Here is a 22,150-nt window from a genome sequence, read left to right as displayed (position 1 = left end):
CTAAAAATTGAATATTAATTATTCACGATAATTAAAGGGTTTTAACCTTTTAATATATACCGCAGACAGCAGGGGGATATAATCCGTAACAATCCTGCCGAGGTTAAGAAGTGGAGTTATCTAATACTCTTTCTTAACTTGCGGAAAGAGTATTTTTTATGAATAGGAGGAAATGTCGTGTCATCAGAAGCTATTTTAGAAAGCAAAAAAGCCATTGTTGCCGAAATAGTTGAAAAAATGAAAAATGCAGAAGCTTTCGTTTTAGTAGATTATAAAGGTATTAATGTTGAACAAGATACTGCATTTAGAGCAAAAGCAAGAGAATTAAACGTAGATTACAAAATTTACAAAAATACATTCATTAGATTTGCTGCAAAAGAATGTGGATATGATGAACTTGTTGACGTATTAAAAGGAAGTACAGCAGTTGCTTTTTGTGACGAAGATGTTGTTGCACCAGCAAAAGTTGTTAGCGAATTTGCTAAAGACAATGCTTTAGAATGCTTAACAATTAAAGGCGGTGTAATCGAAGGTAGTGTAGCTAAATTAGAAGAATTACAAAAAATCGCAACATTACCATCAAGAGAAGCATTACTTGCAAAAATGCTTGGAAGCTTACAAGCTCCAATTTCAAACTTTGCATGTGTTATCAATGCTATCAAAGAAAAAATGGAAGAAGACGAACAAGCAAGCGCTTAGTTTTGTCTAGCTAAAGAAATAAGAAAAATAAATAGGAGAAAATTAAAATGAGTGAAAAATTTGATAAAATTATTGAAGAAGTAAAATCTATGTCAGTTTTAGAACTATCTGAATTAGTTAGTGCTTTAGAAGAAGAATTTGGTGTAAGTGCTGCTGCTGCACAAGTAGTAGTTGCTGGTGATGCTGGTGCTGCTGGTGGTGCTGCAGAACAAACAGAATTTGATGTAATCTTAACAGCTGCTGGTGATTCTAAACTTAAAGTTGTTAAAGCTGTTAGAGAAGTAACAGGTTTAGGACTTAAAGAAGCTAAAGAAATCGTTGATAACGCTCCAAAAGCTATCAAAGAAGGCGCTAGCAAAGAAGAAGCTGAAGAAATCAAAGCTAAAATCGAAGAAGTTGGCGGACAAATCGAACTTAAATAGTTTAGATTATAATTTTAAAAGACCACATAATTGTGGTCTTTTTTTATTATACTGCATAAAGGTAATAAAAAAGACGGAATTAAATCCGTCTTATATTTTTAAGTTATTAACCTCTAAGGTCATCAAGAAGTTCTGTTTTTTCTTCTGTTTTATCGTCTTTTTGTTTTACGATTTTAGCAGGTGCACCTGCGACTACAACTCCTTCAGGAACATCTTCTGTTACAACACTTCCTGCTGCAACAACACTGCCGTTTCCTATTTTTACACCTTCTAAAACTACAACGTTTCCGCCTATCATACAATCATCTCCAACGATAACAGGTGTTGCTGATGGTGGTTCTAAAACTCCTGCTAGAACTGCTCCAGCACCAATGTGGCTTCTTTTACCTACTGTTGCTCTTGCACCAAGAACTGCATTCATATCAATCATAGATTCTTCGCCGATAACAGCTCCGATGTTTATTGTAGCACCCATCATTATAACGGCATTTTTACCAATTTGTACACCTTCTCTGATGTTTGCACCTGGTTCAATTCTTGCTTCAACTTCATTTGTATCCATCATAGGAATAGCTGAATTTCTTCTATCATATTCCATTCTATAGCTTGTTATTCTATCTTTGTTGCTGTCAATAAAGTCAAATACTTCTTCTTTTTCTCCAAATACAATATAAGAACCTTGTGTCCCGTAATATTCAAGTCCTTCAAGCATGTTTTCTACTAAATCACCTTTAACATAAAGTTTGATAGGTGTACTTTTTTGTGCAGCCTTAATGTATTTAGCGATTTCATAAGGGTTTGTTAAGTCAAATTGTTCTTTTAATTTAGCGTTATCCATTATTTTCTCCTTAAATTATATCATTCATTTGGAAATATCCATTTCCTTTATCATATATGTATCTGCCTGCTTTAACTGCTCCCACTGCAAATACTTTTCTTGATAATGCTGTATGTTTTACTTCTATTATTTCATCTTCTCCGGCGAAGATTACTTCATGTTCTCCTACAATAGTACCGCCTCTTACAGCGTGTATTGTAAGATCGCTTTTTTCTCTTTTAACATCTTTACCATATCTTGAAAATTTGTATTCAAGTTCTTTATTTGAATTTTCTTTTATTACATCTGCAAGCATATAAGCTGTTCCACTTGGAGCATCTACTTTTCTGTTGTGATGTTTTTCTATTATTTCGGTATCAAAATCTTCACAAAGAAGTTTAGCGCCAAGTTCAAGCATTTTGCTTACAACGCTTATGCCATAAGAGAAGTTTCCTGTTTTAAATACAGGTATAGTTTTGCTTGCTTCATCTAAATGTTTGTTTGTATCTTCATCAAGACCTGTTGTAGCACATACAAGTGCAATATTGTTTTTAACACAAAAGTCTATTAAACTGTCAACAAGACTAAAATGAGAGAAATCTATTACAACATCTATATCTTCTTTTATTTTATCAAAGGAATCATATATAGGATATTCTTCATTTCCTTTTATGTTTTTATCAAATCCGCATACGATTTGCATATCTTCATATCCTTCGACTATGTTTTTTACATTTTGTCCCATGGCTCCGTTAAAGCCGCTAATCATAACTTTTATCATATTTGCCTCTTAGATTAAAGAATATTCTTTCAATGTTTTTTCTAAAAACTCTCTTTTGCTTCCTGTAAGCTCTGTTAAAGGAAGTCTCATATCACCTGTATTAAGTCCCATTATTTTCATGGCAGTTTTTACAGGGATTGGATTACATTCACAGAATAGTGCATCGCACATTGGTAAGATATCAAGTTGTTTTTGAATTGCCGTTTTGATATCGCCATTAAAGAATGCATCTGTTAATGCAACACATTCTTTAGGAATAATGTTTGAACATGTTGAAATTACACCATCTCCTCCAAGAGATAAAACAGGCATAATTTGATCGTCATTACCTGAATATAATTCTACATCTTCAGGTAAATCTTTCATTATTCTTGCAACTTGAGATAAATCTCCACTTGCTTCTTTAAAACCTTTTACGTTTTTTATTTTAGTAAGTTCAATAGCAAGTGATGCAGATATATTTTTACCTGTTCTTGACGGAACGTTATAAACAATAATAGGTACATCTACTCTGTCACTTATATATTCATAACTTTTATAAATTCCTTCATCACTTGATTTATTGTAATAAGGATTATTGATTAAAACAGCGTCCGCACCTCTTTTTGCGGCTATTTCTGTCAATTGAAGAACATGTTCTGTATTATTTGTTCCCGTTCCCGCAATAAAAGGAACTCTGCCGTTTATTACCTCATTTGAAACTTTGAAAATTTGGTCTTTTTCTTCATCTGTAACAGTTGGAGATTCTCCTGTTGTTCCACAAATTACAAGACCGTTAATACCATTTTCTATTTGTGAGTTAATAAGTTCTTCAAGTACACTATAGTTTACTTTATTATTTTCATCAAATGGGGTAACTAAAGCAGTACTTACACCTTTAAAAATAGACATATTAATTATTTTCCTTTCCAAAGAAATTTTCTTTAATTAAATATTCAGCGATTTGAACTGTATTAGATGCAGCACCTTTTCTGATGTTATCACCTACACACCATAAGTTCATTCCGCTTTCAACAGAAAAGTCTCTTCTTATTCTTCCAACGTAAACTTCATCTCCGCCTGCTGCATCAAGTACAGTAGGGTATTCTGGAACTGAAATATCGTCTTTTACTATTACGCCAGGAGCTTTTCTTAATAATTCTCTTGCTTCTTCAAGGTCAAAAGGTTTTTCAAATTCAAGGTTGATGCTTTCGCTATGACCTACAAAAACAGGTACTCTTACTGTTGTTGCAGTAACTTTTACATCGTAGTCACCAAGAATTTTATGTGTTTCATTGACCATTTTAAGTTCTTCTTTTGTATATCCGTTTTCTGTAAATTCATCAATATGAGGAAGACAGTTATATGCGATTTGAACAGGGTAAAATTCATTTTTACCGCCTTTAACTCCTTCTTCAAGATCTTTTATTCCTTTTAGTCCAGAACCTGCAACTGCTTGGTATGTAGAATAAATTACTCTTTTTATTTTATACGCATCATGAAGAGGTTTTAAAACTACCATTGCTTGGATAGTTGAGCAGTTTGGATTTGCGATTATCCCTTTGTTTTTTAAAGCGTCTTTTGGATTTACTTCAGGTACAACCAAAGGTACTTCATCATCCATTCTCCATGCTGAAGAGTTATCAATTACAACAACTCCGTTTTTTGCTGCGATAGGTGCATATTTTAAACTTGTTCCTCCGCCTGCTGAAAATAATGCAAAGTCGATATCTTTGTCAAAAGAATGTTCTGTTAATTCTTCTACAGTATATTCATTTCCGTTAAATTTAACTTTTTTTCCTGCTGATCTTATTGATGCCATAGGGTAAAAGTTATTAACATCAATTTTGCTTTCTTCAAGTACTTCAATCATTTTTTGTCCTACAACACCTGTTGCACCAACAACAGCTACATTGTATTTTCCCATAAAAATCCTCCTAAATATTTTTTATAGTGTTATAAAAAATAAAAGTCGACAATGCGACTCATAATACGTAAATAAATCAGTATTAGTGAATAGCACTCCATCAAAGTCGATGACAGTCTTAATGCTCTTAACATTAAGCCCGAAAAGACACCCGGTAAAAAGTGCCAATCCTCGGCAAATTTTCCTTTCATTTATTTTCACTTATATTTACCTATATCCAATAAATTACTGATAAAATTTGCACCTCTATTTTAACACTATGATATATAAATTCTATTGTTTTTATTATAGTAATAAATGCGTTTTATTGCAAGCCTTTTATTATAGTTTTAGTGTAGTTTTGTATGTAAAAATTAAATTCACAAATTCTTTTTTTTAAATAATATTTTAAATATAATTTATTTATTTTTTTTCATAATATTTTCATAATTATTTTTTCTTACATTGATTTTTTTATTTTAATAACAAATAAAGACAAAAAATTTTAAATAAGATTGATATTATTTATAAAAAAGCGAAAAGAGGAAGAACATAAAAATGGGAAAAACTTTGGTTATTACATCGGGAAAAGGAGGAGTCGGAAAGACTACATCTACTGCAAATATTGGTGTATCCTTAAGTAAGCTGGGGAAAAAGACTGTTGTTATAGATGCTGATATAGGACTTAGAAACTTAGATGTAATATTGGGGCTTGAAAACAGGATTGTTTATACTATTATTGATGTAATTGAAAACAGATGTAGATTAAAGCAAGCACTTATTAAAGATAAACGCTATGATGGATTATACTTGCTTCCGGCTTCGCAAACAAAGGATAAAACGGCAATAAGACCAACTCAAATGAGAAAAATTTGTAAAGAACTTGAAAATACTTTTGATTACATAATAGTTGATTCTCCTGCAGGAATAGAGCAAGGTTTTCAAAATGCGGTTGCCGGTGCAAAAGATGCAATAGTTGTAACCACTCCCGAAGTTTCTGCGGTTAGAGATGCTGATAGAATAATATCCCTTCTTGATGTAAATGGAATAGAAAATACAAAATTAATAATTAATAGAGCAAAAGAAGATATGATGAAAAAAGGTCAGATGATGGATACAAATGACATTTTGGATATTTTAGGTATAGAACTTATTGGAATTGTTCCTGATGAAAAAGAAATTGTTATTTCTTCAAATAGAGGAGAGCCGGTGGCGGGAAAAGAAGATTTAATAACAGGACAAGCGTATATGGACATAGCAAGAAGAATAACAGGGGAAGAAATACCAATAAGAAATATTGTAAAGAAAGAAAATTTGGTAAAAAGGCTTGTTCATAGTCTTGGATTTTAGGAGGAGATATGTTTGATTTTTTTAGGGATAAAACAGATGAAAATAAAAGTAAAGATATAGCAAAAGAAAGACTTCAAAACATTCTAATGAAAGAAAGAACGAATATAACAAATGATAAATTGGAAATGGTAAAAAAAGAAGTTCTTTGTGTTGTAAATGAATATTTTATGGTAGATGAAAGAAGAAGTAAAACTTATCTTACAAAAATGAAACTTGGTAAAGAAAAAAAAGAAGAAAATGTTCTGGTTTCGCTTATGGTTATTAAAAATTAAAAGAGATGTATTTCATCTCTTTTTTTATTTTTTTTCTATTAATTTTGTAATAAATGTTAAAAATAAATTATAATAAGAAAAAAAGGAGAAATGTAATGAAAGAAATATTTACACCTATCGTTGATATTAGAAGAAAAGTTTTTAAAGAAGTTGCAAAAGTAGCATATGAAAATTTAGATATTGATTTAGAAAATTTAGCAAAAAAAATTGTCATGGAAGAAGATAACAAAATAACTGATAAAAATAGAGAAACGTTATTAATCTTGGAAAGATTAAGACTTGCTTTTGGGCTTGATGCTACAACCGAAAGTAATCCATATAATAAAGAAAAAGATGTTGAGAATATAAAAAATGAAAAGAACGTATTAAATCTTCCTCTTGTAAATGTTGTAACTGATGCTTGTATGAAGTGTGAAGAAAATACAGTTTTTGTAACAAATAATTGTAGAGGCTGTTATGCTCATCCTTGCAGTGAAGTTTGTCCTGTTGAAGCAATATATTTTGAAAATGGTAAAAGTGTTATTAATAAAGATAAATGTATTAGATGTGGTAAATGTGTTTCTGCCTGCCCTTATAATGCCATTGTAAAATATGACAGACCTTGTAAAGCAGCTTGTGGAGTAAATGCTTATATAAGTGATGATGAAGGTCATGCAAAAATAGACTATGATAAATGTGTTTCTTGCGGGCAATGTATTGTTTCATGTCCTTTTGGTGTAGTAAGTGATAAATCAGAAATTTATCAAACAATAAAATCAATTCAAAACAATAAAAAAGTTATAGCAGAAATTGCTCCTGCTTTTGTTGGACAGTTTGGAAGTGATGCGAGTCCTGAAAAAATAAAAGAAGCACTAATTAAACTAGGATTTTATGATGTTGTTGAAGTAGCTCTTGGTGCTGATATGGGGGCTGTTGCGGAAGCAAAGCATTTTATTGAAAAAGTTAAAACAGGTAAAGAACCTTTCCTTGCAACTTCATGTTGTCCTTCATGGGCAGTTATGGCAAAAAGAGATTATCCTGATATTGCTCCTTATGTTTCACCTGCTCTTACACCTATGGTTGCATGTGCAAGAATAATAAAAGAAAAGCATCCAGATTCAAAGATTGTATTTATTGGACCTTGTAGTGCAAAGAAATTGGAAGCTAACAGAAGAAGTGTAAAGAGCGATGTAGATTATGTATTAACATTTGAAGAAGTGTATGGAATGTTTGAAGCAAAAGGAATAAGAGTAAGTGACTTAAAAGGTGAACATATGGAAGATGCAACAGCAGCAGGTAGGGGGTATGGATATTCAGGTGGTGTAAGCAAAGCTATTATAGGAGCAATTAAAAAATTCGATCCTGAACTTGAAGTGCCAAATGATAGAGCTGACGGACTTAACGGTTGTAAAAAGATTTTAACTCTTGCGAAAATGGGTAAGAGAGACGGATATTTACTTGAAGGAATGGGATGTCCTGGGGGTTGTGTCGGAGGAATGGGTACTTTGATATCTCAAACAAAAGCAGAAAAAGGAATAAAATCTTTTGAAAATGAAGCCAAATCCAAAGAAGCATATGAAAATGAATATATTAAAGAAATCGGAGAAGAAAATGTCAAAGTTGAACATTAAAATAGGGGATATTACAAAAGAAACAACGGACGCAATAGTAAATGCTGCCAACACCTCTCTTCTTGGAGGGGGAGGTGTTGACGGTGCAATTCATAGGGCTGCCGGAAGAGGACTTTTGGAAGAATGCAGGACTTTAAACGGATGTAAAACAGGAGAAGCTAAAATTACAAAAGGTTATCATCTTCCTTCAAAATATGTTATTCATACTGTTGGGCCAATTTATAGAGGAGGAAATAACAACGAAAGCGAACTTCTTAAAAATGCTTATGAAAATTCCCTTAAAGTTGCAGTCGAAAATAAAATAAAAACAATAGCTTTTCCTTCTATAAGTACTGGTGTTTATTCTTATCCATTAAAAGAAGCAAGCGAAATAGCAGTAAAAACTATATTGGATTTTCTAAATAAGGATAATTCAATTGAAGAAGTAATAATGGTTTGTTTTGATAATAATACTTATGATTATTATCAAAAAGCATTAAAGAAATTGGAGGGGAAATAATGTTTAGTGCTATATGTGTAGGTATTGGAGGGTTTATAGGTGCTTGTTTAAGATATTGTTTTACAATTATTTTTCCTTCAAATTGGGATTTTCCTTTAAATACTCTTCTTATTAATATAATTGGTTCGTTTATTATAGGCGTAATATTTGCAATGAGCGAAAATACAAGTTATATGAGTCCTAACAGTAAACTATTTTTACAAACAGGAATTTGTGGAGGTTTTACAACCTTTTCTACTTTTTCACTTGAAACATTTAATTTACTTGAAAAAGGTAATTATTTTTTAGGAGGACTATACATAATAACAAGTGTTCTGTTTTGTTTAATAGGTGTAATGATAGGAAAAAGCTTGATTTCACATTTTACAAGTTAAGGCTTTATTATTGTAATTATTATAATTTTATTAAAATCATGGCAATAAAATAAAAATTATGATATTATGTTGAAATCGAAATAAAATTTAATGGAGTAGAATATGAAAAAAATATTAAGTATTATTTTATCAATTATGATGATAATGGTACCATTATCAAATGTTTTTGCGATAGAATCTGGTAAACAAATGGTTGCTATCGGAGGAGATTTAAATGAGAGCCAAAGAAAGACAGTTTATGATTACTTTGGCGTTAGTGAAGGAAGTGTAGATGAAGTTACTGTAACTCATGATGATGAAAAACAATATTTACAAGATGTTGACCCATCAAGAATAGGTTCAAACAGTATATCTTCTATTTATATTGAAACACAAAATGAAGGTGCTGGTTTAGATATTGAACTTCATAATATAAACTGGCTAACAGAAGACATATATCAAAATGCACTTTTAACTGTTGGTATTAAAGATGCAAAAATTGTTATTGCAGCGCCATTTGAAGTTTCAGGTACTGCAGCATTAACAGGAGTTTATAAAGCATATGAACAAATGAGTGGCGAAACAGTTTCAGAAGAAGCAAAAGAAGCTGCTACTGAAGAACTTGTTACTACAGGGGAATTATCTGATGATATTGGAAGTGAAGATGCTTCTCAGCTTGTAAATGAATTAAAATTATCTATAGATGATTTTAAAAATATGGATGATGAGCAAGTAAAAGAAGAAATAAAAAATATTGCTGACGGAATGAACATTTCTCTTACAGATGAACAATTAGATCAACTTCTTGATTTAGTTAGAAGTTTAGAAAATGTTGATTTTAGCGGAGTAATGGATGAACTTAAAAATATTTCAAATCAATTTGCTGATCTTGGTATTTGGGATAAAATAGTAAATTTCTTTAAAGGATTATTTAACTAAAAATATAAAAGTTAATATTATATAATTATGTAAATAAAAAAAGCACATTATATGTGCTTTTTTATTTATAACTTATTTTATATTTCATTAATATTTTTGCTACAGGAACGCCAATTACAACGGCTACCATATCAGAAATAAATTCTCCTGGCATTGATGCCATTGGTGCAATCCAGTTGCCATAAATAAAAGCTTCAGCCATATAATATCCGACCATTCCTATTATGGTAAAAGCAATCATAGCAAATACTGTTTTAGAAATTCCACCTTTTAGTAATATTTTAGAAACAACAATTCCTTGAACAAGTCTTATTACGAAAGTAAATGGTGCCCATACAGCATAAGGACTTAATAAATCAAAAAGCCCCATACCTATTGCTCCCGCAAGTCCTGCTTCAACAGGCATAAGAAGAAAAGTTGCAATAACAAGAACTGCTCCTCCTAAATGTATAAGTCCGCCGTCTGTAAATGAAATTGGGAGTCTTATATTTATATATGTTGCAATATATATAAACGCTGCCATTACTCCCGTAAGAACAATATTTAATGTTTTTTTGTTGGTCATATTTTCCCTCCTGTCAGATCACAATTATTTTTTATTTTAATACTACATTATTAAATTTTCAATAATAAAGTTTCATTTCTATTTTAAAACGACATTATTTTTATACATCTTTTTATATATTATTTGTATAAAAGGGAGGTAATGTTATGAAGCTTATAAAAGTTGAACGATTTGGGATTATTTTTATTACTTTATTTGTTTTTTTATTATCAAATTTATATTTTCTTACTGAGTTTGATTTCTTTAAATTTATATGTGCAGGAAATAATAGTATGTTGGAGCAAATGAAAGTTGTATATTTTTCTTATATGTTTTTTATGATTATAGAAATGATTTGTAAAATTCAGTATAATGATAATTTTTTTCTTGCAAAAGCAATAAGTACATATATTCTTGTTTTTAGTATTCCAATGTTTTTTTATACTTTTAAAAATATGTTTGGTGTAATGAATACTATTTTTTATTTTATTTTAGTTTTGATTTGTGTAGGTATAAGTCAAAGTTTTAGTTATAAAATTTTGCTTGATGAACAAAATGATAAAGTTAAAGTGAAATTAATAAGTATAATGAGTATTATTTTACTTGGAATAATACTTGTTTATTTTTCATATAATCCTTTAAATACACCAATTTTTATGGATATTTAAATTTTCATTAATTATTTGAAATAAAATAAAATAATGTTATAATTGAGTTACTAATATGTATATGTTTATTTCTCGAAAAGGAGGTACAATTATGAGCAAAAATATTGATGAAAACATTACTTTAAGAGAAACCTTAGAACAAGGTGATGAGTTAAATATAAGTGATAATGTGATAACTTCAATAGTAGGACTTGTTACAAGAGAAGTTGATGGTATAAGCGGTCTATATGGAGGTATAGATATTGGAGAAATATTTGGTAAAAAGAATGTTGGAAAAGGTGTAAAAACAATAATAAGTGGTAATAAAATTATTATTGATATTTCTTTAATTATAAAATACGGAGCAATAATACCTGATTTAACAGATGAAGTTAAGAAAAAAGTTAAACAATCTGTTGAATCTATGACAGGATACAATGTAATTCAAGTTAATATATATATTGAAGGATTAGAATGTTAAATATAATTTAAAGGGGTTAAATTTTGAAAAGAGACGTAGCAAGAGATTTAGTATATAAAATTATTTTTCAAATGAGTTTCCATGAAGATTTTAATGAAAGATATGAACAAATGATTACAGATAATGGTTTAAAAGGAACTCAAGGTGAGTATGCTAAAAAGACCATTAAAGGTATATTAGATAATCTTGATGAAATTGATGGAATAATAAAAGAAAATTTAAAAGGCTGGAAGTTTGAAAGACTTTCAAATCATGTAATAGCCGTTTTAAGACTTGGTGTTTTTGAAATTATGTATAATGACGATATCCCTGCGTTGGTAGGTTTAAATGAAGCCGTTGGTTTGGCTCACACATACTCAGATGAAAAAGAGGCAAGTTTTGTAAACGGGTTATTAAATAGTGTATATAAAAAAGTTAGTTAATATTTATTGACTTGTATATGAATATATTATAATATAGTATCCAATACCAGATGATATGGTTTTGGGTATAGTGAGGATTAAAATGATAGATAATGTAATTTTAACCGTCACGGATGTAAATAGATATATTAAGACTTTACTTGATTATGATGAATTATTGTCTAATTTAAAAGTAGAGGGGGAAGTTTCAAATTATAAGAGACATTCTTCCGGACATTTATATTTTTCAATAAAAGATAATAAAGGTAAAATAAATTGCGTTATGTTTCGAGCAGACACATATTCTCTGGATTTTGAGCCTAAAGATGGCATGAAAGTTATAATAGAGGGTAATGTGTCTGTTTTTGAAAAGAACGGTAATTATCAATTATATGTCCGTAGCATGAAAAAAAAGGGTATAGGAAGATTATATGAAGAATATAATAAATTACTTGAAGAGTTGAAGTTAAAAGGTTATTTTGATAACAGCATTAAGAAGCCTATACCTAGATTTATTAGTAGAGTAGCAGTTGTAACATCCAAGACGGGGGCAGCAGTAAGGGATATAATAAGCGTTATAAAAAGAAGAAATAAGAATATTGAAATAATTGTTTGTCCTGTACTTGTTCAAGGTGAGGGAAGCGGAGAAGACGTTGCTCAAATGATATACGATATAAATAGCCTTAACCTTGCTGATGTGATAATAACAGGAAGAGGTGGAGGAAGTATTGAGGAACTTTGGGCTTTTAATGAAAGAGTAGTTGCTCAAGCAGTATATGACAGTAAAATTCCTGTGGTTTCTGCCGTAGGGCATGAAACAGACTTTACAATATGTGATTTTGTGGCAGATTTTAGAGCTCCAACACCATCTGTTGCAGGTGAAATCGTAAGTGAACCGTTGGATAATATTATTTTTACAATTGATGAATATCAAAGAAAGGCTACAAACATTTTAAATAATTTAATTGATTCTTATAAACAAAGAATAGAAAATGTAATAAATAAACCTGTAATAAAAAGACCAAATGCATATATTGAAAATATGGAACAGTATGTTGATAATTTAAAAGATTCCATTGATTTATCATTTGGCAATAAAATTAGTTTTAATAAGCAAAAATTAAATTCTTTGGAAAAACTAGTTAAAACTCTTTCAGTTGAAAGTGTTATAGATAGAGGATTTGCGGTAGTTGAAAAGAATGATAACATAATTACTTCTGTCAGTGAAGCAAGTATAAACGATATTATAAAAATAAGGATGAAAGACGGTAAGTTTATTTCTACAATAAACAGTATTGAAGGTGAAAACAATGAGTGATAAAAAAACATTTGAAGAAAAATTATCAAGACTTGAAGAAATAAGTAAGTTAATGGAAGAATCCAAGATTACACTTGATAATAGTGTTAAATTATATGATGAAGCCGGAATTTTAATAAAAGAATTAAAAGAAGAACTTTTGGATGCAGAAAAGAAAGTAAAAGTATTTGTAGCAGAAAAAGACGGTGAAGCTGTTATAAAAAATTTTGAAGAGGCTTAAACATGGATATAAAGAAAGAATTAAAAGAAAAACAATTATTTGTTGAAGATATATTAAATAAATATACTATTAAAGAAGGTAAGCCTGGAATAATATTTGAAAGTTTTAATTATTCATTGTTTGTAGGTGGTAAAAGAATAAGACCTATTCTTTTGATTGAATCTTGTAAGGCTGTTGGGGGAGATATAAAAGAAGCATATCCTTTAATGGCTGCAATAGAGATGATTCATACATATTCTCTTATTCATGATGATTTACCATGTATGGATGATGATGAATTGAGAAGAGGTAAACCTACAAATCATGTTTTATACGGAGAGGCAACAGCTCTTCTTGCGGGAGATAGTTTATTAAATCTTGCTTATGAAACAATGATTAAAAATTGCAAAAAAGCAAATAATATAACAAGATATGTTGACGCAATGGAGGTTATCGCTGATGCTGCAGGCATAAACGGGATGGTTGCTGGACAGGTTATGGACATGATAAGCGAAGGAAAAGAGCCAAACGGTGAAACTCTTGATTTTATTCATGATAATAAAACAGGTGCACTTCTTAGAGCTTGTATATTAAGCGGAGCCATTATAGGAGGAGCAGATGAAGAAAAGATGGAATCTTTTAAGAAATATGCTGATTCTATAGGACTAATGTTCCAAGTTGTTGATGATATCTTAGATGTGGTATCTGATAGTGAAACTTTAGGTAAAAATGTAGGGATGGATGAGGAAAGAAACAAAATGACATATCCGTATGTTTATGGATTAGAAAAATCGTATGAAAAAGTAGAACAACTTTTAAATATTGCTCTTGAAAGTATTTCAGATTTTGATGAAAGTGCTGATTTTTTAAGAAATCTTGCAGTTTATCTATCAAGCAGAAAAAATTAATTTGAAAAGAGGAAAATTTATGAGTGAAGAAAAAAAAGATATAATAAAAAGATACACCCTTGGGGAAGAAATATTTAATTCGGTATCTCACGGTGTAGGTGTATTTTTTGCCGTTGCAGGATGTGCTGTTTTAATAGTGCTTAGTGCAATATATGCTAATATGTGGGCTGTAATAGGAAGCATTATTTACGGTATAAGTATGTTTTCTTTATATCTTGCATCTACTTTATACCATTCTTTTCAAAATTATCGTATTAAAGAAATTTTTAGGGTATTTGATCATTGTACAATCTTTTTACTTATAGCCGGTACTTATACACCTTTTACTTTGTATACTTTAAGAGATAGTATAGGACTGCCTTTATTCGCTATAATATGGTTAAGTGCAATAGTAGGTATAGTTTTAAATGCAATAAATTTAAAGAAATTTGAAAAAATATCTTTAGTTTTATATTTAATTATGGGATGGGCAGTTGTTTTTGCAATTAAACCTTTGGTTGCAGCTGTTTCACTTTTAACATTAGTTCTTTTAATTTTAGGAGGATTGATGTATACTGTTGGTGTAATATTTTATTGTTTGACTAAATATAAATATATGCATTCTATTTGGCACTTATTTGTTTTGGCAGGCACAATATTACATTATTTTGCAATTTTATTTAATATTATAGGTATGTAGGTAGAATATGGGGGCAAATAAAAATAAAGAAGATAAAAAAATAATTGCCAGAAATAAACAGGCAAATTTTGAGTATTTTGTTATAGAAAAATATGAAGCAGGCATTGAGCTTAAAGGTACGGAAGTAAAATCAATAAGAAACGGTAAAGTTAATTTAAAAGATAGTTATGCAAATGTTACTAAAGGAAATGAAATATATATAATTGGTATGCATGTAAGTCCTTATGAATTTGGTAACAGAAATAATGTCGATCCTTTAAGAGAAAGAAGGCTGCTTTTAAATAAAAGGGAAATAAGGAAAATAAAGGACTATCTTACAAAAGATGGATATACTTTAATCCCTTTAAATTTGCACTTTAGTAAAAGTTATGTTAAAATGGATATCGCTGTTTGTAAAGGTAAAAAGCTTTATGACAAAAGAGAAAGTCTTAAAGAAAAAGATGCGAAGCGTGATATAGCCAGAAATCTTAAAAACAGTTATAGATAAACGGGGATGCAATGGTTTCGACAGGGTTAGTGAGGTTAAATAAGCGAGTAGATGAGCTTAACATCTTTAAAATAAGCAAATTAAAAAATAAACGATAACAATAGATTATCTTTCGCTGCCTAGTTGCAGCGCGGTCGTTTATTTCTGACCTGCAAGAAATATAACGATTGTCACACTTTCGCAGGGACCTATATGTTGGGTGTCTTGACAATGTATAGTATTAATTAAGGCTCGCCTTATATAATTTTGTTTGTTTTATAGTATTAGGTTAAATTTTAAGACAAACTGCACTCGGAGAAAGTTTAATTTAGCTGGTTTTGGACGGGGGTTCGATTCCCCCCATCTCCACCAATGATAATAATATCAAGATTTATATTTTTTATTTTATATATTTTAATAATTAATTATAAAACAATGGTTTTAATCATTGTTTTTTTATTAAAAAAAAGAGATATTTTATTAAATATCTCTGGAAAAACTGTTTATGTAATTATTAAATTGTTGTAAAATCTTTTTTTCTTTTGGATTAATATAAAATTTATTTTTTATTAATGCTTTTTGTAACCTTTCATATCTATATTTCCCTGCAGTTTTAGAAATATTACATAATTGGGATAATTCTTCAGGAGAAGATATATTCATTTCTTTTAAAACGCAAAGTGGTGCTAGAATCCTTATAGCAAACATATTTGCTTCTGTTTCCATTTCGTTGTATGTTTTAGTTTTATCTTTATTGTGTTCAAGCAAAATATGCCCCAGCTCATGGGCTATTGTAAATCTATGCCTACAAGAATTATTTATGGATTTATTAAAAAAGATTATTTTTTCATCATCTTCTGTTATGCATGAAAAGCCATCTTTATAGGTTTTTGCGATATCGTTATTATTATCGTAATATCTTATTTTTATATTTAATTCCTTGCATATATGAATGATATCAACAGGAAGTTTATTTGTTTTTGTTTCTCTTAAAATATACCAAACCAGATGTTGTATACTTTTATAATTTTTTAAATCTATTTTATTCATCTTCAGTAATTAAAACAGTAGTTTCTTTTAATTTTTTTAGTTCGGATTTACTAAGAGAATTGTAACTTATTCCGTCTTCTCTTGCTATCATTTTTAAATTGTCATTTACTTTCTTTTTTCTTTTTCCAACTTCAAATTCTTCTAAGATATCATTAACATTATATATATCGCATAAATTTAAAAAAATATCAGGGTTTGGAAGTCTTTGTCCGCTTTCCCACCCGTATATTGTTTTTATTGCAACATTTATATCTCTTTTTTCCAAAAGATATTTAACTTCTTCTATTGTTAATTTATTCTTTCTTCTAAGTTCTTTTAATTTTAGTGAGATTCCTTTCTTGATCATACTGTTAACTCCTTGTTTTTCAATCATATAAAAAAGTCACTTTTTTGTCAATATTTTGTCAATAAATATTCTTCGATTTGAAGAGTATTTATTGACAAAGTTTTTGTGTAATATTATAATAAAATAAAAATTCTTCAAAACGGAGAAAAAGATGTTAAGTAAGAAATTGGATGATGGAGTAGGGAATACTGATAATGCTAGTAAAAAGTTATCAAAATATATACTGGATAATAATATTGATATTGAACAAATATGCAAAGAAACAGGTTTAAATTATAATAATGTAAAAATGAGTATTGATGAAAATAAAAAAAGTTTGGATGTAGATGAGTTTCTTGAAATATGCAGTTATATAAATAAAGATCCAAAAAATTTTAAATAAATTATGAGGGGAGAGTTTTAAATATGACAAAAGATGACATATATAATCTATATAAGATTATATATGCGATTGATGAAGATTTTCATTTTTTGTTAAAAGACGTTTTAGAACCTGACAATTTTGATATTGAAATTTTTTATTATGCTGATTATGAAAAAACACAATAATATCTAATAAATAGATATTATTGCGTTTTTTTATTTGTCAATATTTGTTTGTGTCTGATATAAATCTTCATAAGATTCTTCTTCGTCATTATTTTTAGGTATATTTTGTATTAATCCTGTACATTCAGTTGATGATATGGTTTTTGAATTGTTTAAAAAATCAGTATCGGGTGGATTTAAATCTTTTTTGTTTATTTTCATAATAACCTCCTTAATATTTATTTTCCCAAATATTAAATAAAATATTAAAAAAAGAGCCTTAAGGCTCTTTTTATTCTTCAAATTGAGAATTATAAAGGTTTGAGTAAAATCCGTTTTCTTTCATTAATTCATCATGTGTACCTTGTTCAATAATATTTCCTTCATTCATTACAAGTATTAAATCTGCGTCTTTTATTGTGGATAATCTATGTGCAATTATAAAACTTGTTCTTCCTTTTACTAAGGTATCCATGGCTTTTACAATTAATTTTTCTGTTCTTGTGTCGACGGAGCTTGTTGCTTCATCTAAAATTAAAATTTTAGGGTCTGCCAGCAATGCTCTTGCTATTGTTAGAAGTTGTTTTTGTCCGCTTGAAATATTGCTTGCTTCTTCGTTTAATATCATCTGATATCCATCAACATTTGTTTTTATAAAATGATCAACGTGAGTAGCAATTGCAGCTTGTTCTACGTCTTCATCAGTTGCGTTTAAATTACCATATCTAATGTTATTCATTACTGTATCATTATATAGCCATGTATCTTGTAAAACCATACCAAACATTTTTCTCAAATCTCTACGTTTGTAATCATTTATATTTACACCGTCAACTTTTATTGAACCGCTGTTTATATCATAAAATCTCATTAATAGTTTTACTATTGTAGTTTTGCCAGCTCCTGTAGGTCCTACTATTGCAATTTTTTGACCTGGTTTTACTTTAGAAGAAAAATCTTTAATGATAGGTTTATTCTCATCATATCCAAAATATACATGTTCAAATTCAACGCTGCCTTTAACATTATTTAGATTAACTTCTTTAGGTGCGGTTGTAGTTTCTTTTTCATCTTCTTCATCTAAGAATTCAAAAACTCTTTCAGCAGCAGCTGCTGTTTGCTGAAGTATGTTAGAAACATTTGCAAGTTGTGTTATTGGCTGAGTAAAGTTTCTTACATATTGTATAAATGCTTGTATATCACCAACTGTTATAAATCCTTTTGTTGCTCTATATCCTCCAAGGATACAAATTGCTACATATCCAAGGTTACTGATAAAGCTCATGATAGGCTGCATCATCCCTGATAAAAATTGTGATTTCCATGCTGAATGGTATAGAGTATCGTTATATTCATTGAAATCATTGATTGATTGTTTTTCTCTATTAAATGCTTTAACAATAGAGTGTCCTGAATACATTTCTTCAATATGACCATTAACGTGTCCAAGGTATTCTTGTTGACTTCTAAAATACTTTTGTGAGAAGTGTATTACAGTCATAATAAATATTGAAGAAATAGGAATGATAAGCAAAGCAATAATAGTCATTGTGATATCTATGCTTGCCATCATTATTAAAACACCTATTACCGTTGTAATACTTGTTATTATTTGTGTAAGTCCTTGGTTTAAGTTTTGGTTTATTGTATCTACATCATTTGTTATTCTTGATAAAACTTCACCTGTTTGTTGTTTGTCATAGTATTTTAAAGGCAGTGTATTTATTTTATGAGAGATATCTTTTCTTAAGTTGTAAGTTAATTCAGTTGTAACACCGGTCATGATATGTGATTGTAAATAAGAAAATATGGCAGATACTACATATAAACATACTAATATAATAAGTATTTTACCAACATATACAAAGTCGATTCCGGCTGTTGTTCCTGCAATTTTTCCCATTACTCCTTCAAATACTTTTGTAGTTGCTTTACCAAGTATTTTAGGTCCTACTATATTAAATACCGTTGAGATTACTGCAAATATAAAAACAATAAATATTTGTATTTTTTTTGTTCCGAGATAATGAAGAAGTTTTTTCATTGTTCCTTTAAAATCTCTTGCTTTTTCTCCGCCTCTCATTGCAGGCATTCCTCTCATCGGTCCTCTTTTATGATTACTCATTGTTTCTTACCTCCTCTTCTGATAATTGAGATAAGGCTATTTCTTTATATACTTCACAATTTTGCATTAATTCTTTATGTGTGCCCTTTCCTACGATTTCTCCATCGTCAAGTACTATTATCTGTTTTGCATGCATAATTGTGCTGATTCTTTGAGCAACTATAATTATTGTAGCATCTGATAATTCTTTATTTATTGCACTACGAAGATTTTTATCTGTTTTAAAATCAAGGGCAGAAAAACTATCATCAAAAATATATATTTCTGCATTTTTTACGATTGCTCTTGCTATTGATAATCTTTGTCTTTGACCTCCGGAAACGTTAGTTCCTCCAGACGCAATTTCAGTTTCAAAACCATCCGGTTTTCCTTTTATAAATTCACTTGCTTGTGCAATATCACAAGCTTTCCATAATTCCTCATCTGTTGCATTTTCTTTTCCATATTCAAGATTAGATCGTATTGTTCCTTTGAATAAGACTCCTTTTTGAGGAATGTATCCTATTTTATCTCTTAAATGTGCTTGATTAATATCTTTTATGTTTACTCCATCAATTAATATTTCACCTTTACTTGCTTCAAAAAGTCTCGGTATTAATTGTACAAGTGTTGATTTACCGCTTCCCGTAGAACCTACAATTGCGGTAGTTTCGCCTTTACTTGCGGTAAAGTTTATATTGTGAAGCACATATTCACTAGCACCCGGATAAGCGAAAGAAACGTTTTTAAATTTAACAACTCCTTTTTTGTTATCATCAAAAGGTTTTTCTTCCTTAGGGTCTTTTAGTTCTAAAGGTGTTTGTAAGACTTCATTTATTCTATTAGCAGAAACACTTGCTCTTGGAACCATAATAAACATCATTGAAATCATTAAGAACGCCATAATTATTTGCATTGCGTATTGAATAAATGCCATCATATCTCCAACTTGAAGAGTACTTGCTTCTATTTGGTTTGCGCCAACCCAAACAATAAGAAGCTGTACAAGGTTCATAACTAACATCATAAAAGGCATTAAGAACATCATGAACCTATTAACAAACAAGTTGTTTTTTGTTAGTGTTTTATTTGTGTCATCAAATCTTTTTTCTTCAAAATCCTCTGTGCCAAATGCTCTTATAACCATAAGTCCTGATAAATTTTCTCTTGCAACAAGGTTTAATTTATCTGTTAATTTTTGTATTTTTTTAAATCTTGGAAGTACGATGCTAAAGGATATCATCATAAATCCTAATATTACTATTACTGCAAGAAGAATTATCCAACTCATTGATGTGCTGGAGCTAAGGGCTTTCATTATTGCAATAACTCCCATTATAGGTGCATAACATAATATTCTAAGTCCCATTACAATAAGCATTTGAATTTGTGTGATATCATTTGTTGTTCTTGTTATAAGAGAAGATACCGCAAATTTATTAAATTCAACATTAGAAAAACTTTCAACTTTTGCAAATACATCTTTTCTTAGAGCTCTTGCAACTCCTGCTGCGGTTCTTGATGCAAGAAAACCTACAGCAATCGCACAAACGGCAGAAATAAATGCAATTAAAAGCATTTTTATTCCAATATTTAAAATGTAGGATGATTGGACATTTTCAAGATTTAGTCCTACTTGTTGATATTCACCTTTTATATAAGTACAAGCAATTTGCGATATGCTTGTTTCGGGAATGTTATCAAGTTGAGAGTTTATTTTATTTAAAAATTCATATCTGTTTTCTTTTGGCATATTTTTTATTAAAGAAAACATATCTGTATTACTTGACATCATTAAACTCATATCAGCTGTTTTATTGTCACCTTCGTTTGTATCGATATCAAATAAATTTTGTTTTTGCATTTTTTCAGGATTATCAATAAAACTTACGATAATTTCGCTTTTCCCAACTGCTAAGTCTAATGAATTAATAATATCTTTGTTTACATTGTTCTTAAGAACATATACGTTTTCTTTTTCAAGAATAGAATATTCTTTTTTGTATTTATCATAATCACTGTTTTCTTTTGTGATTTTTGAATAAATGCTGTCAAGTTGTTGTTGTTCATTTTCTTCTAAGAAAAATTTAACTTTTTCATATTCATTTTCTCTTATTACATTTGGAAGGTTGTTCTCAATGCCACCGTTTTGTATTCCGTAGTCTACTATCTTAGACATATAATCAGGTAGGGATAGTTCACAATTTGCCTGTATTAATAGAAATACAATTGAAAAAATAATAGAGAAGATGAAAGGTTTTAAATATTTTCTTAATTTAATCATTATAGGTCATTTCCTTTCTGTTTATTTTTGGATATTTCTACTATTTCTTTAAAAATATCCGTAAGTTGATTTACTTTTTCTTTCCCCAATTTTTCGATAATATTCATAAGTTCACTGAATCTGGATTCAAAGGTTTCATTAAAAATTTTTATTCCTTCTTGGGTTATTTCTACTTTGAATTTTCTTCTGTCTTTTTTATCCATTATCCTTACTACATATCCTTTTTTTTCAAGGCTGTTTAACGTTTGTGTTACTGCCGGTCTTGATAGTTTTGTCTTTTCGCTTATTGTTGAAGGTAAAACACTGTCGATATTTTTTTCTTTCTTTTGTTTAATTAAAAAAGCGAGAAGGAAAAATTCAGATTTCGGGAGTTTAATGTCACATTCCGTTTTTGAACCTAAGATTTTACCGATAGAGTGCAGATAATAAATAAATTCTTTGATTTCTTTTTTTTCAATTTTATCATGCATTTCTTTATCCTCTCTAAAATAAAAAAAGCAACAAATAGTTAAGTTGCTTAATTATTTTGTTGCTTAATTATATTACTGAAATTTTGATATGTCAATAT

29 protein-coding genes, 1 other RNA gene, 1 riboswitch and 1 other annotated feature are annotated in these 22,150 nt (G+C 29.5%); of the genes, 19 read left to right on the top strand and 11 right to left on the bottom strand.

Annotated elements, in window-relative coordinates:
- The first annotated feature begins 41 nt into the window (after positions 1–41).
- Positions 42–166: a sequence feature (ribosomal protein L10 leader region), on the top strand.
- An 11-nt stretch (positions 167–177) separates the two neighbouring features.
- Both rplJ and rplL read left to right on the top strand, forming a co-directional pair.
- Positions 178–699, top strand: a complete 522-nt coding sequence (gene rplJ / locus M6G78_RS06590; RefSeq protein WP_253229954.1) for a 50S ribosomal protein L10 — start codon at positions 178–180, stop codon at positions 697–699.
- Between the two features lie 47 nt (positions 700–746).
- Positions 747–1,121 (top strand): 50S ribosomal protein L7/L12, encoded by a 375-nt coding sequence (rplL, locus tag M6G78_RS06585; RefSeq protein ID WP_138269425.1) that lies wholly within the window; start codon positions 747–749, stop codon positions 1,119–1,121.
- A gap of 106 nt (positions 1,122–1,227) precedes the next feature.
- On the opposite strand, the gene dapD is transcribed toward rplL, so the two are convergent.
- The 4 genes from dapD to M6G78_RS06565 are packed head-to-tail and all read right to left on the bottom strand — an operon-like array spanning position 1,228 to position 4,625.
- Positions 1,228–1,959: a 2,3,4,5-tetrahydropyridine-2,6-dicarboxylate N-acetyltransferase gene (gene dapD / locus M6G78_RS06580; protein WP_138269426.1), complete on the bottom strand. Its 732-nt coding sequence runs from the start codon at positions 1,957–1,959 to the stop codon at positions 1,228–1,230.
- A 10-nt stretch (positions 1,960–1,969) separates the two neighbouring features.
- Entirely contained in the window at positions 1,970–2,719 is a 750-nt protein-coding gene (dapB, locus tag M6G78_RS06575; RefSeq protein WP_253229953.1) for a 4-hydroxy-tetrahydrodipicolinate reductase, read from the bottom strand.
- Positions 2,720–2,728: 9 nt separating this feature from the next.
- The gene (gene dapA / locus M6G78_RS06570; RefSeq protein ID WP_253229952.1) at positions 2,729–3,610 is read right to left on the bottom strand and encodes a 4-hydroxy-tetrahydrodipicolinate synthase; all 882 of its coding nucleotides are present in this window, start codon (positions 3,608–3,610) and stop codon (positions 2,729–2,731) included.
- 1 nt (position 3,611) lies between these two features.
- Positions 3,612–4,625, bottom strand: a complete 1,014-nt coding sequence (locus tag M6G78_RS06565) for an aspartate-semialdehyde dehydrogenase (RefSeq protein ID WP_253229951.1) — start codon at positions 4,623–4,625, stop codon at positions 3,612–3,614.
- Between the two features lie 82 nt (positions 4,626–4,707).
- Positions 4,708–4,882: riboswitch (Lysine riboswitch) on the bottom strand.
- Between the two features lie 280 nt (positions 4,883–5,162).
- On the opposite strand from M6G78_RS06565, the gene minD reads away from it, so the two are divergent.
- The 6 genes from minD to M6G78_RS06535 all read left to right on the top strand — a co-directional run bounded on the left by minD (position 5,163) and on the right by M6G78_RS06535 (position 9,627).
- Complete coding sequence (gene minD, locus M6G78_RS06560; RefSeq protein WP_138269430.1) at positions 5,163–5,954, top strand: septum site-determining protein MinD; 792 nt, start codon at positions 5,163–5,165, stop codon at positions 5,952–5,954.
- 8 nt (positions 5,955–5,962) lie between these two features.
- Entirely contained in the window at positions 5,963–6,226 is a 264-nt protein-coding gene (locus M6G78_RS06555) for a cell division topological specificity factor MinE (protein WP_138269431.1), read from the top strand.
- Positions 6,227–6,321: 95 nt separating this feature from the next.
- Positions 6,322–7,836: a 4Fe-4S dicluster domain-containing protein gene (locus M6G78_RS06550; protein WP_253229950.1), complete on the top strand. Its 1,515-nt coding sequence runs from the start codon at positions 6,322–6,324 to the stop codon at positions 7,834–7,836.
- On the top strand, positions 7,817–8,335 hold the full coding sequence (locus tag M6G78_RS06545; RefSeq protein ID WP_253229949.1) for an O-acetyl-ADP-ribose deacetylase: 519 nt from the start codon (positions 7,817–7,819) through the stop codon (positions 8,333–8,335). Before M6G78_RS06550 ends, M6G78_RS06545 begins: the two co-directional genes overlap by 20 nt.
- The gene (crcB, locus tag M6G78_RS06540; RefSeq protein WP_138269434.1) at positions 8,335–8,709 is read left to right on the top strand and encodes a fluoride efflux transporter CrcB; all 375 of its coding nucleotides are present in this window, start codon (positions 8,335–8,337) and stop codon (positions 8,707–8,709) included. The genes M6G78_RS06545 and crcB overlap by 1 nt, the downstream gene beginning before the upstream one ends.
- A gap of 102 nt (positions 8,710–8,811) precedes the next feature.
- A complete protein-coding gene (locus tag M6G78_RS06535) occupies positions 8,812–9,627 on the top strand; it encodes a DUF1002 domain-containing protein (RefSeq protein ID WP_253229948.1) in 816 nt (271 codons plus the stop codon).
- Between the two features lie 61 nt (positions 9,628–9,688).
- Here the strand turns inward: M6G78_RS06535 and M6G78_RS06530 are convergent, their stop codons facing one another.
- The gene (locus tag M6G78_RS06530) at positions 9,689–10,192 is read right to left on the bottom strand and encodes an ECF transporter S component (RefSeq protein WP_138269436.1); all 504 of its coding nucleotides are present in this window, start codon (positions 10,190–10,192) and stop codon (positions 9,689–9,691) included.
- A gap of 146 nt (positions 10,193–10,338) precedes the next feature.
- Between M6G78_RS06530 and M6G78_RS06525 the strand changes: the two genes are divergently transcribed.
- The 9 genes from M6G78_RS06525 to ssrA all read left to right on the top strand — a co-directional run bounded on the left by M6G78_RS06525 (position 10,339) and on the right by ssrA (position 15,642).
- Positions 10,339–10,839, top strand: a complete 501-nt coding sequence (locus M6G78_RS06525; RefSeq protein WP_253229947.1) for a DUF6512 family protein — start codon at positions 10,339–10,341, stop codon at positions 10,837–10,839.
- A gap of 91 nt (positions 10,840–10,930) precedes the next feature.
- Positions 10,931–11,299 (top strand): Asp23/Gls24 family envelope stress response protein, encoded by a 369-nt coding sequence (locus M6G78_RS06520; protein WP_253229946.1) that lies wholly within the window; start codon positions 10,931–10,933, stop codon positions 11,297–11,299.
- A gap of 23 nt (positions 11,300–11,322) precedes the next feature.
- The gene (nusB, locus tag M6G78_RS06515; protein WP_253229945.1) at positions 11,323–11,721 is read left to right on the top strand and encodes a transcription antitermination factor NusB; all 399 of its coding nucleotides are present in this window, start codon (positions 11,323–11,325) and stop codon (positions 11,719–11,721) included.
- An 82-nt stretch (positions 11,722–11,803) separates the two neighbouring features.
- Positions 11,804–13,018 (top strand): exodeoxyribonuclease VII large subunit, encoded by a 1,215-nt coding sequence (gene xseA, locus M6G78_RS06510; protein ID WP_253229944.1) that lies wholly within the window; start codon positions 11,804–11,806, stop codon positions 13,016–13,018.
- Complete coding sequence (xseB, locus tag M6G78_RS06505; RefSeq protein WP_253229943.1) at positions 13,011–13,238, top strand: exodeoxyribonuclease VII small subunit; 228 nt, start codon at positions 13,011–13,013, stop codon at positions 13,236–13,238. Before xseA ends, xseB begins: the two co-directional genes overlap by 8 nt.
- Before the next feature lie 2 nt (positions 13,239–13,240).
- Positions 13,241–14,125, top strand: a complete 885-nt coding sequence (locus M6G78_RS06500) for a polyprenyl synthetase family protein (RefSeq protein ID WP_253229942.1) — start codon at positions 13,241–13,243, stop codon at positions 14,123–14,125.
- A 19-nt stretch (positions 14,126–14,144) separates the two neighbouring features.
- Positions 14,145–14,804 carry a hemolysin III family protein gene (locus M6G78_RS06495; protein WP_253229941.1) on the top strand — a complete coding sequence of 220 codons (660 nt, stop codon included), beginning with the start codon at positions 14,145–14,147 and terminating at the stop codon, positions 14,802–14,804.
- Positions 14,805–14,811: 7 nt separating this feature from the next.
- Positions 14,812–15,291 carry an SsrA-binding protein SmpB gene (smpB, locus tag M6G78_RS06490; RefSeq protein ID WP_138269704.1) on the top strand — a complete coding sequence of 160 codons (480 nt, stop codon included), beginning with the start codon at positions 14,812–14,814 and terminating at the stop codon, positions 15,289–15,291.
- Between the two features lie 2 nt (positions 15,292–15,293).
- Positions 15,294–15,642: a transfer-messenger RNA gene (gene ssrA / locus M6G78_RS06485) on the top strand.
- A 108-nt stretch (positions 15,643–15,750) separates the two neighbouring features.
- On the opposite strand, the gene M6G78_RS06480 is transcribed toward ssrA, so the two are convergent.
- Both M6G78_RS06480 and M6G78_RS06475 read right to left on the bottom strand, forming a co-directional pair.
- The gene (locus M6G78_RS06480) at positions 15,751–16,320 is read right to left on the bottom strand and encodes an ImmA/IrrE family metallo-endopeptidase (RefSeq protein ID WP_138269703.1); all 570 of its coding nucleotides are present in this window, start codon (positions 16,318–16,320) and stop codon (positions 15,751–15,753) included.
- Positions 16,313–16,666: a helix-turn-helix domain-containing protein gene (locus M6G78_RS06475; protein WP_253229940.1), complete on the bottom strand. Its 354-nt coding sequence runs from the start codon at positions 16,664–16,666 to the stop codon at positions 16,313–16,315. Before M6G78_RS06475 ends, M6G78_RS06480 begins: the two co-directional genes overlap by 8 nt.
- A gap of 151 nt (positions 16,667–16,817) precedes the next feature.
- Here M6G78_RS06475 and M6G78_RS06470 point away from each other — a divergent pair, with 151 nt between their 5' ends.
- Together M6G78_RS06470 and M6G78_RS06465 are read left to right on the top strand one after the other, a co-directional pair.
- Positions 16,818–17,048 carry a hypothetical protein gene (locus M6G78_RS06470; RefSeq protein WP_253229939.1) on the top strand — a complete coding sequence of 77 codons (231 nt, stop codon included), beginning with the start codon at positions 16,818–16,820 and terminating at the stop codon, positions 17,046–17,048.
- Positions 17,049–17,071: 23 nt separating this feature from the next.
- Positions 17,072–17,215, top strand: coding sequence for a hypothetical protein (locus M6G78_RS06465; RefSeq protein WP_253229938.1), 144 nt, complete (start codon positions 17,072–17,074; stop codon positions 17,213–17,215).
- Positions 17,216–17,245: 30 nt separating this feature from the next.
- Here the strand turns inward: M6G78_RS06465 and M6G78_RS06460 are convergent, their stop codons facing one another.
- The 4 genes from M6G78_RS06460 to M6G78_RS06445 all read right to left on the bottom strand — a co-directional run bounded on the left by M6G78_RS06460 (position 17,246) and on the right by M6G78_RS06445 (position 22,052).
- Entirely contained in the window at positions 17,246–17,416 is a 171-nt protein-coding gene (locus tag M6G78_RS06460) for a hypothetical protein (protein ID WP_171020645.1), read from the bottom strand.
- Positions 17,417–17,486: 70 nt separating this feature from the next.
- Complete coding sequence (locus tag M6G78_RS06455) at positions 17,487–19,319, bottom strand: ABC transporter ATP-binding protein (RefSeq protein WP_138269365.1); 1,833 nt, start codon at positions 19,317–19,319, stop codon at positions 17,487–17,489.
- The gene (locus M6G78_RS06450) at positions 19,312–21,582 is read right to left on the bottom strand and encodes an ABC transporter ATP-binding protein (RefSeq protein ID WP_253229937.1); all 2,271 of its coding nucleotides are present in this window, start codon (positions 21,580–21,582) and stop codon (positions 19,312–19,314) included. Before M6G78_RS06450 ends, M6G78_RS06455 begins: the two co-directional genes overlap by 8 nt.
- Positions 21,582–22,052, bottom strand: a complete 471-nt coding sequence (locus M6G78_RS06445; protein WP_253229936.1) for a MarR family winged helix-turn-helix transcriptional regulator — start codon at positions 22,050–22,052, stop codon at positions 21,582–21,584. The genes M6G78_RS06450 and M6G78_RS06445 overlap by 1 nt, the downstream gene beginning before the upstream one ends.
- Positions 22,053–22,150 lie beyond the last annotated feature (98 nt).

This window comes from Anaerofustis sp. NSJ-163 (genome assembly GCF_024135845.1).
Taxonomy (GTDB): Bacteria; Bacillota; Clostridia; order Eubacteriales; family Anaerofustaceae; genus Anaerofustis; species Anaerofustis butyriciformans.
Note: the sequence above shows the minus strand (reverse complement) of the source record. Positions and strands in the feature narration are given on the sequence as shown.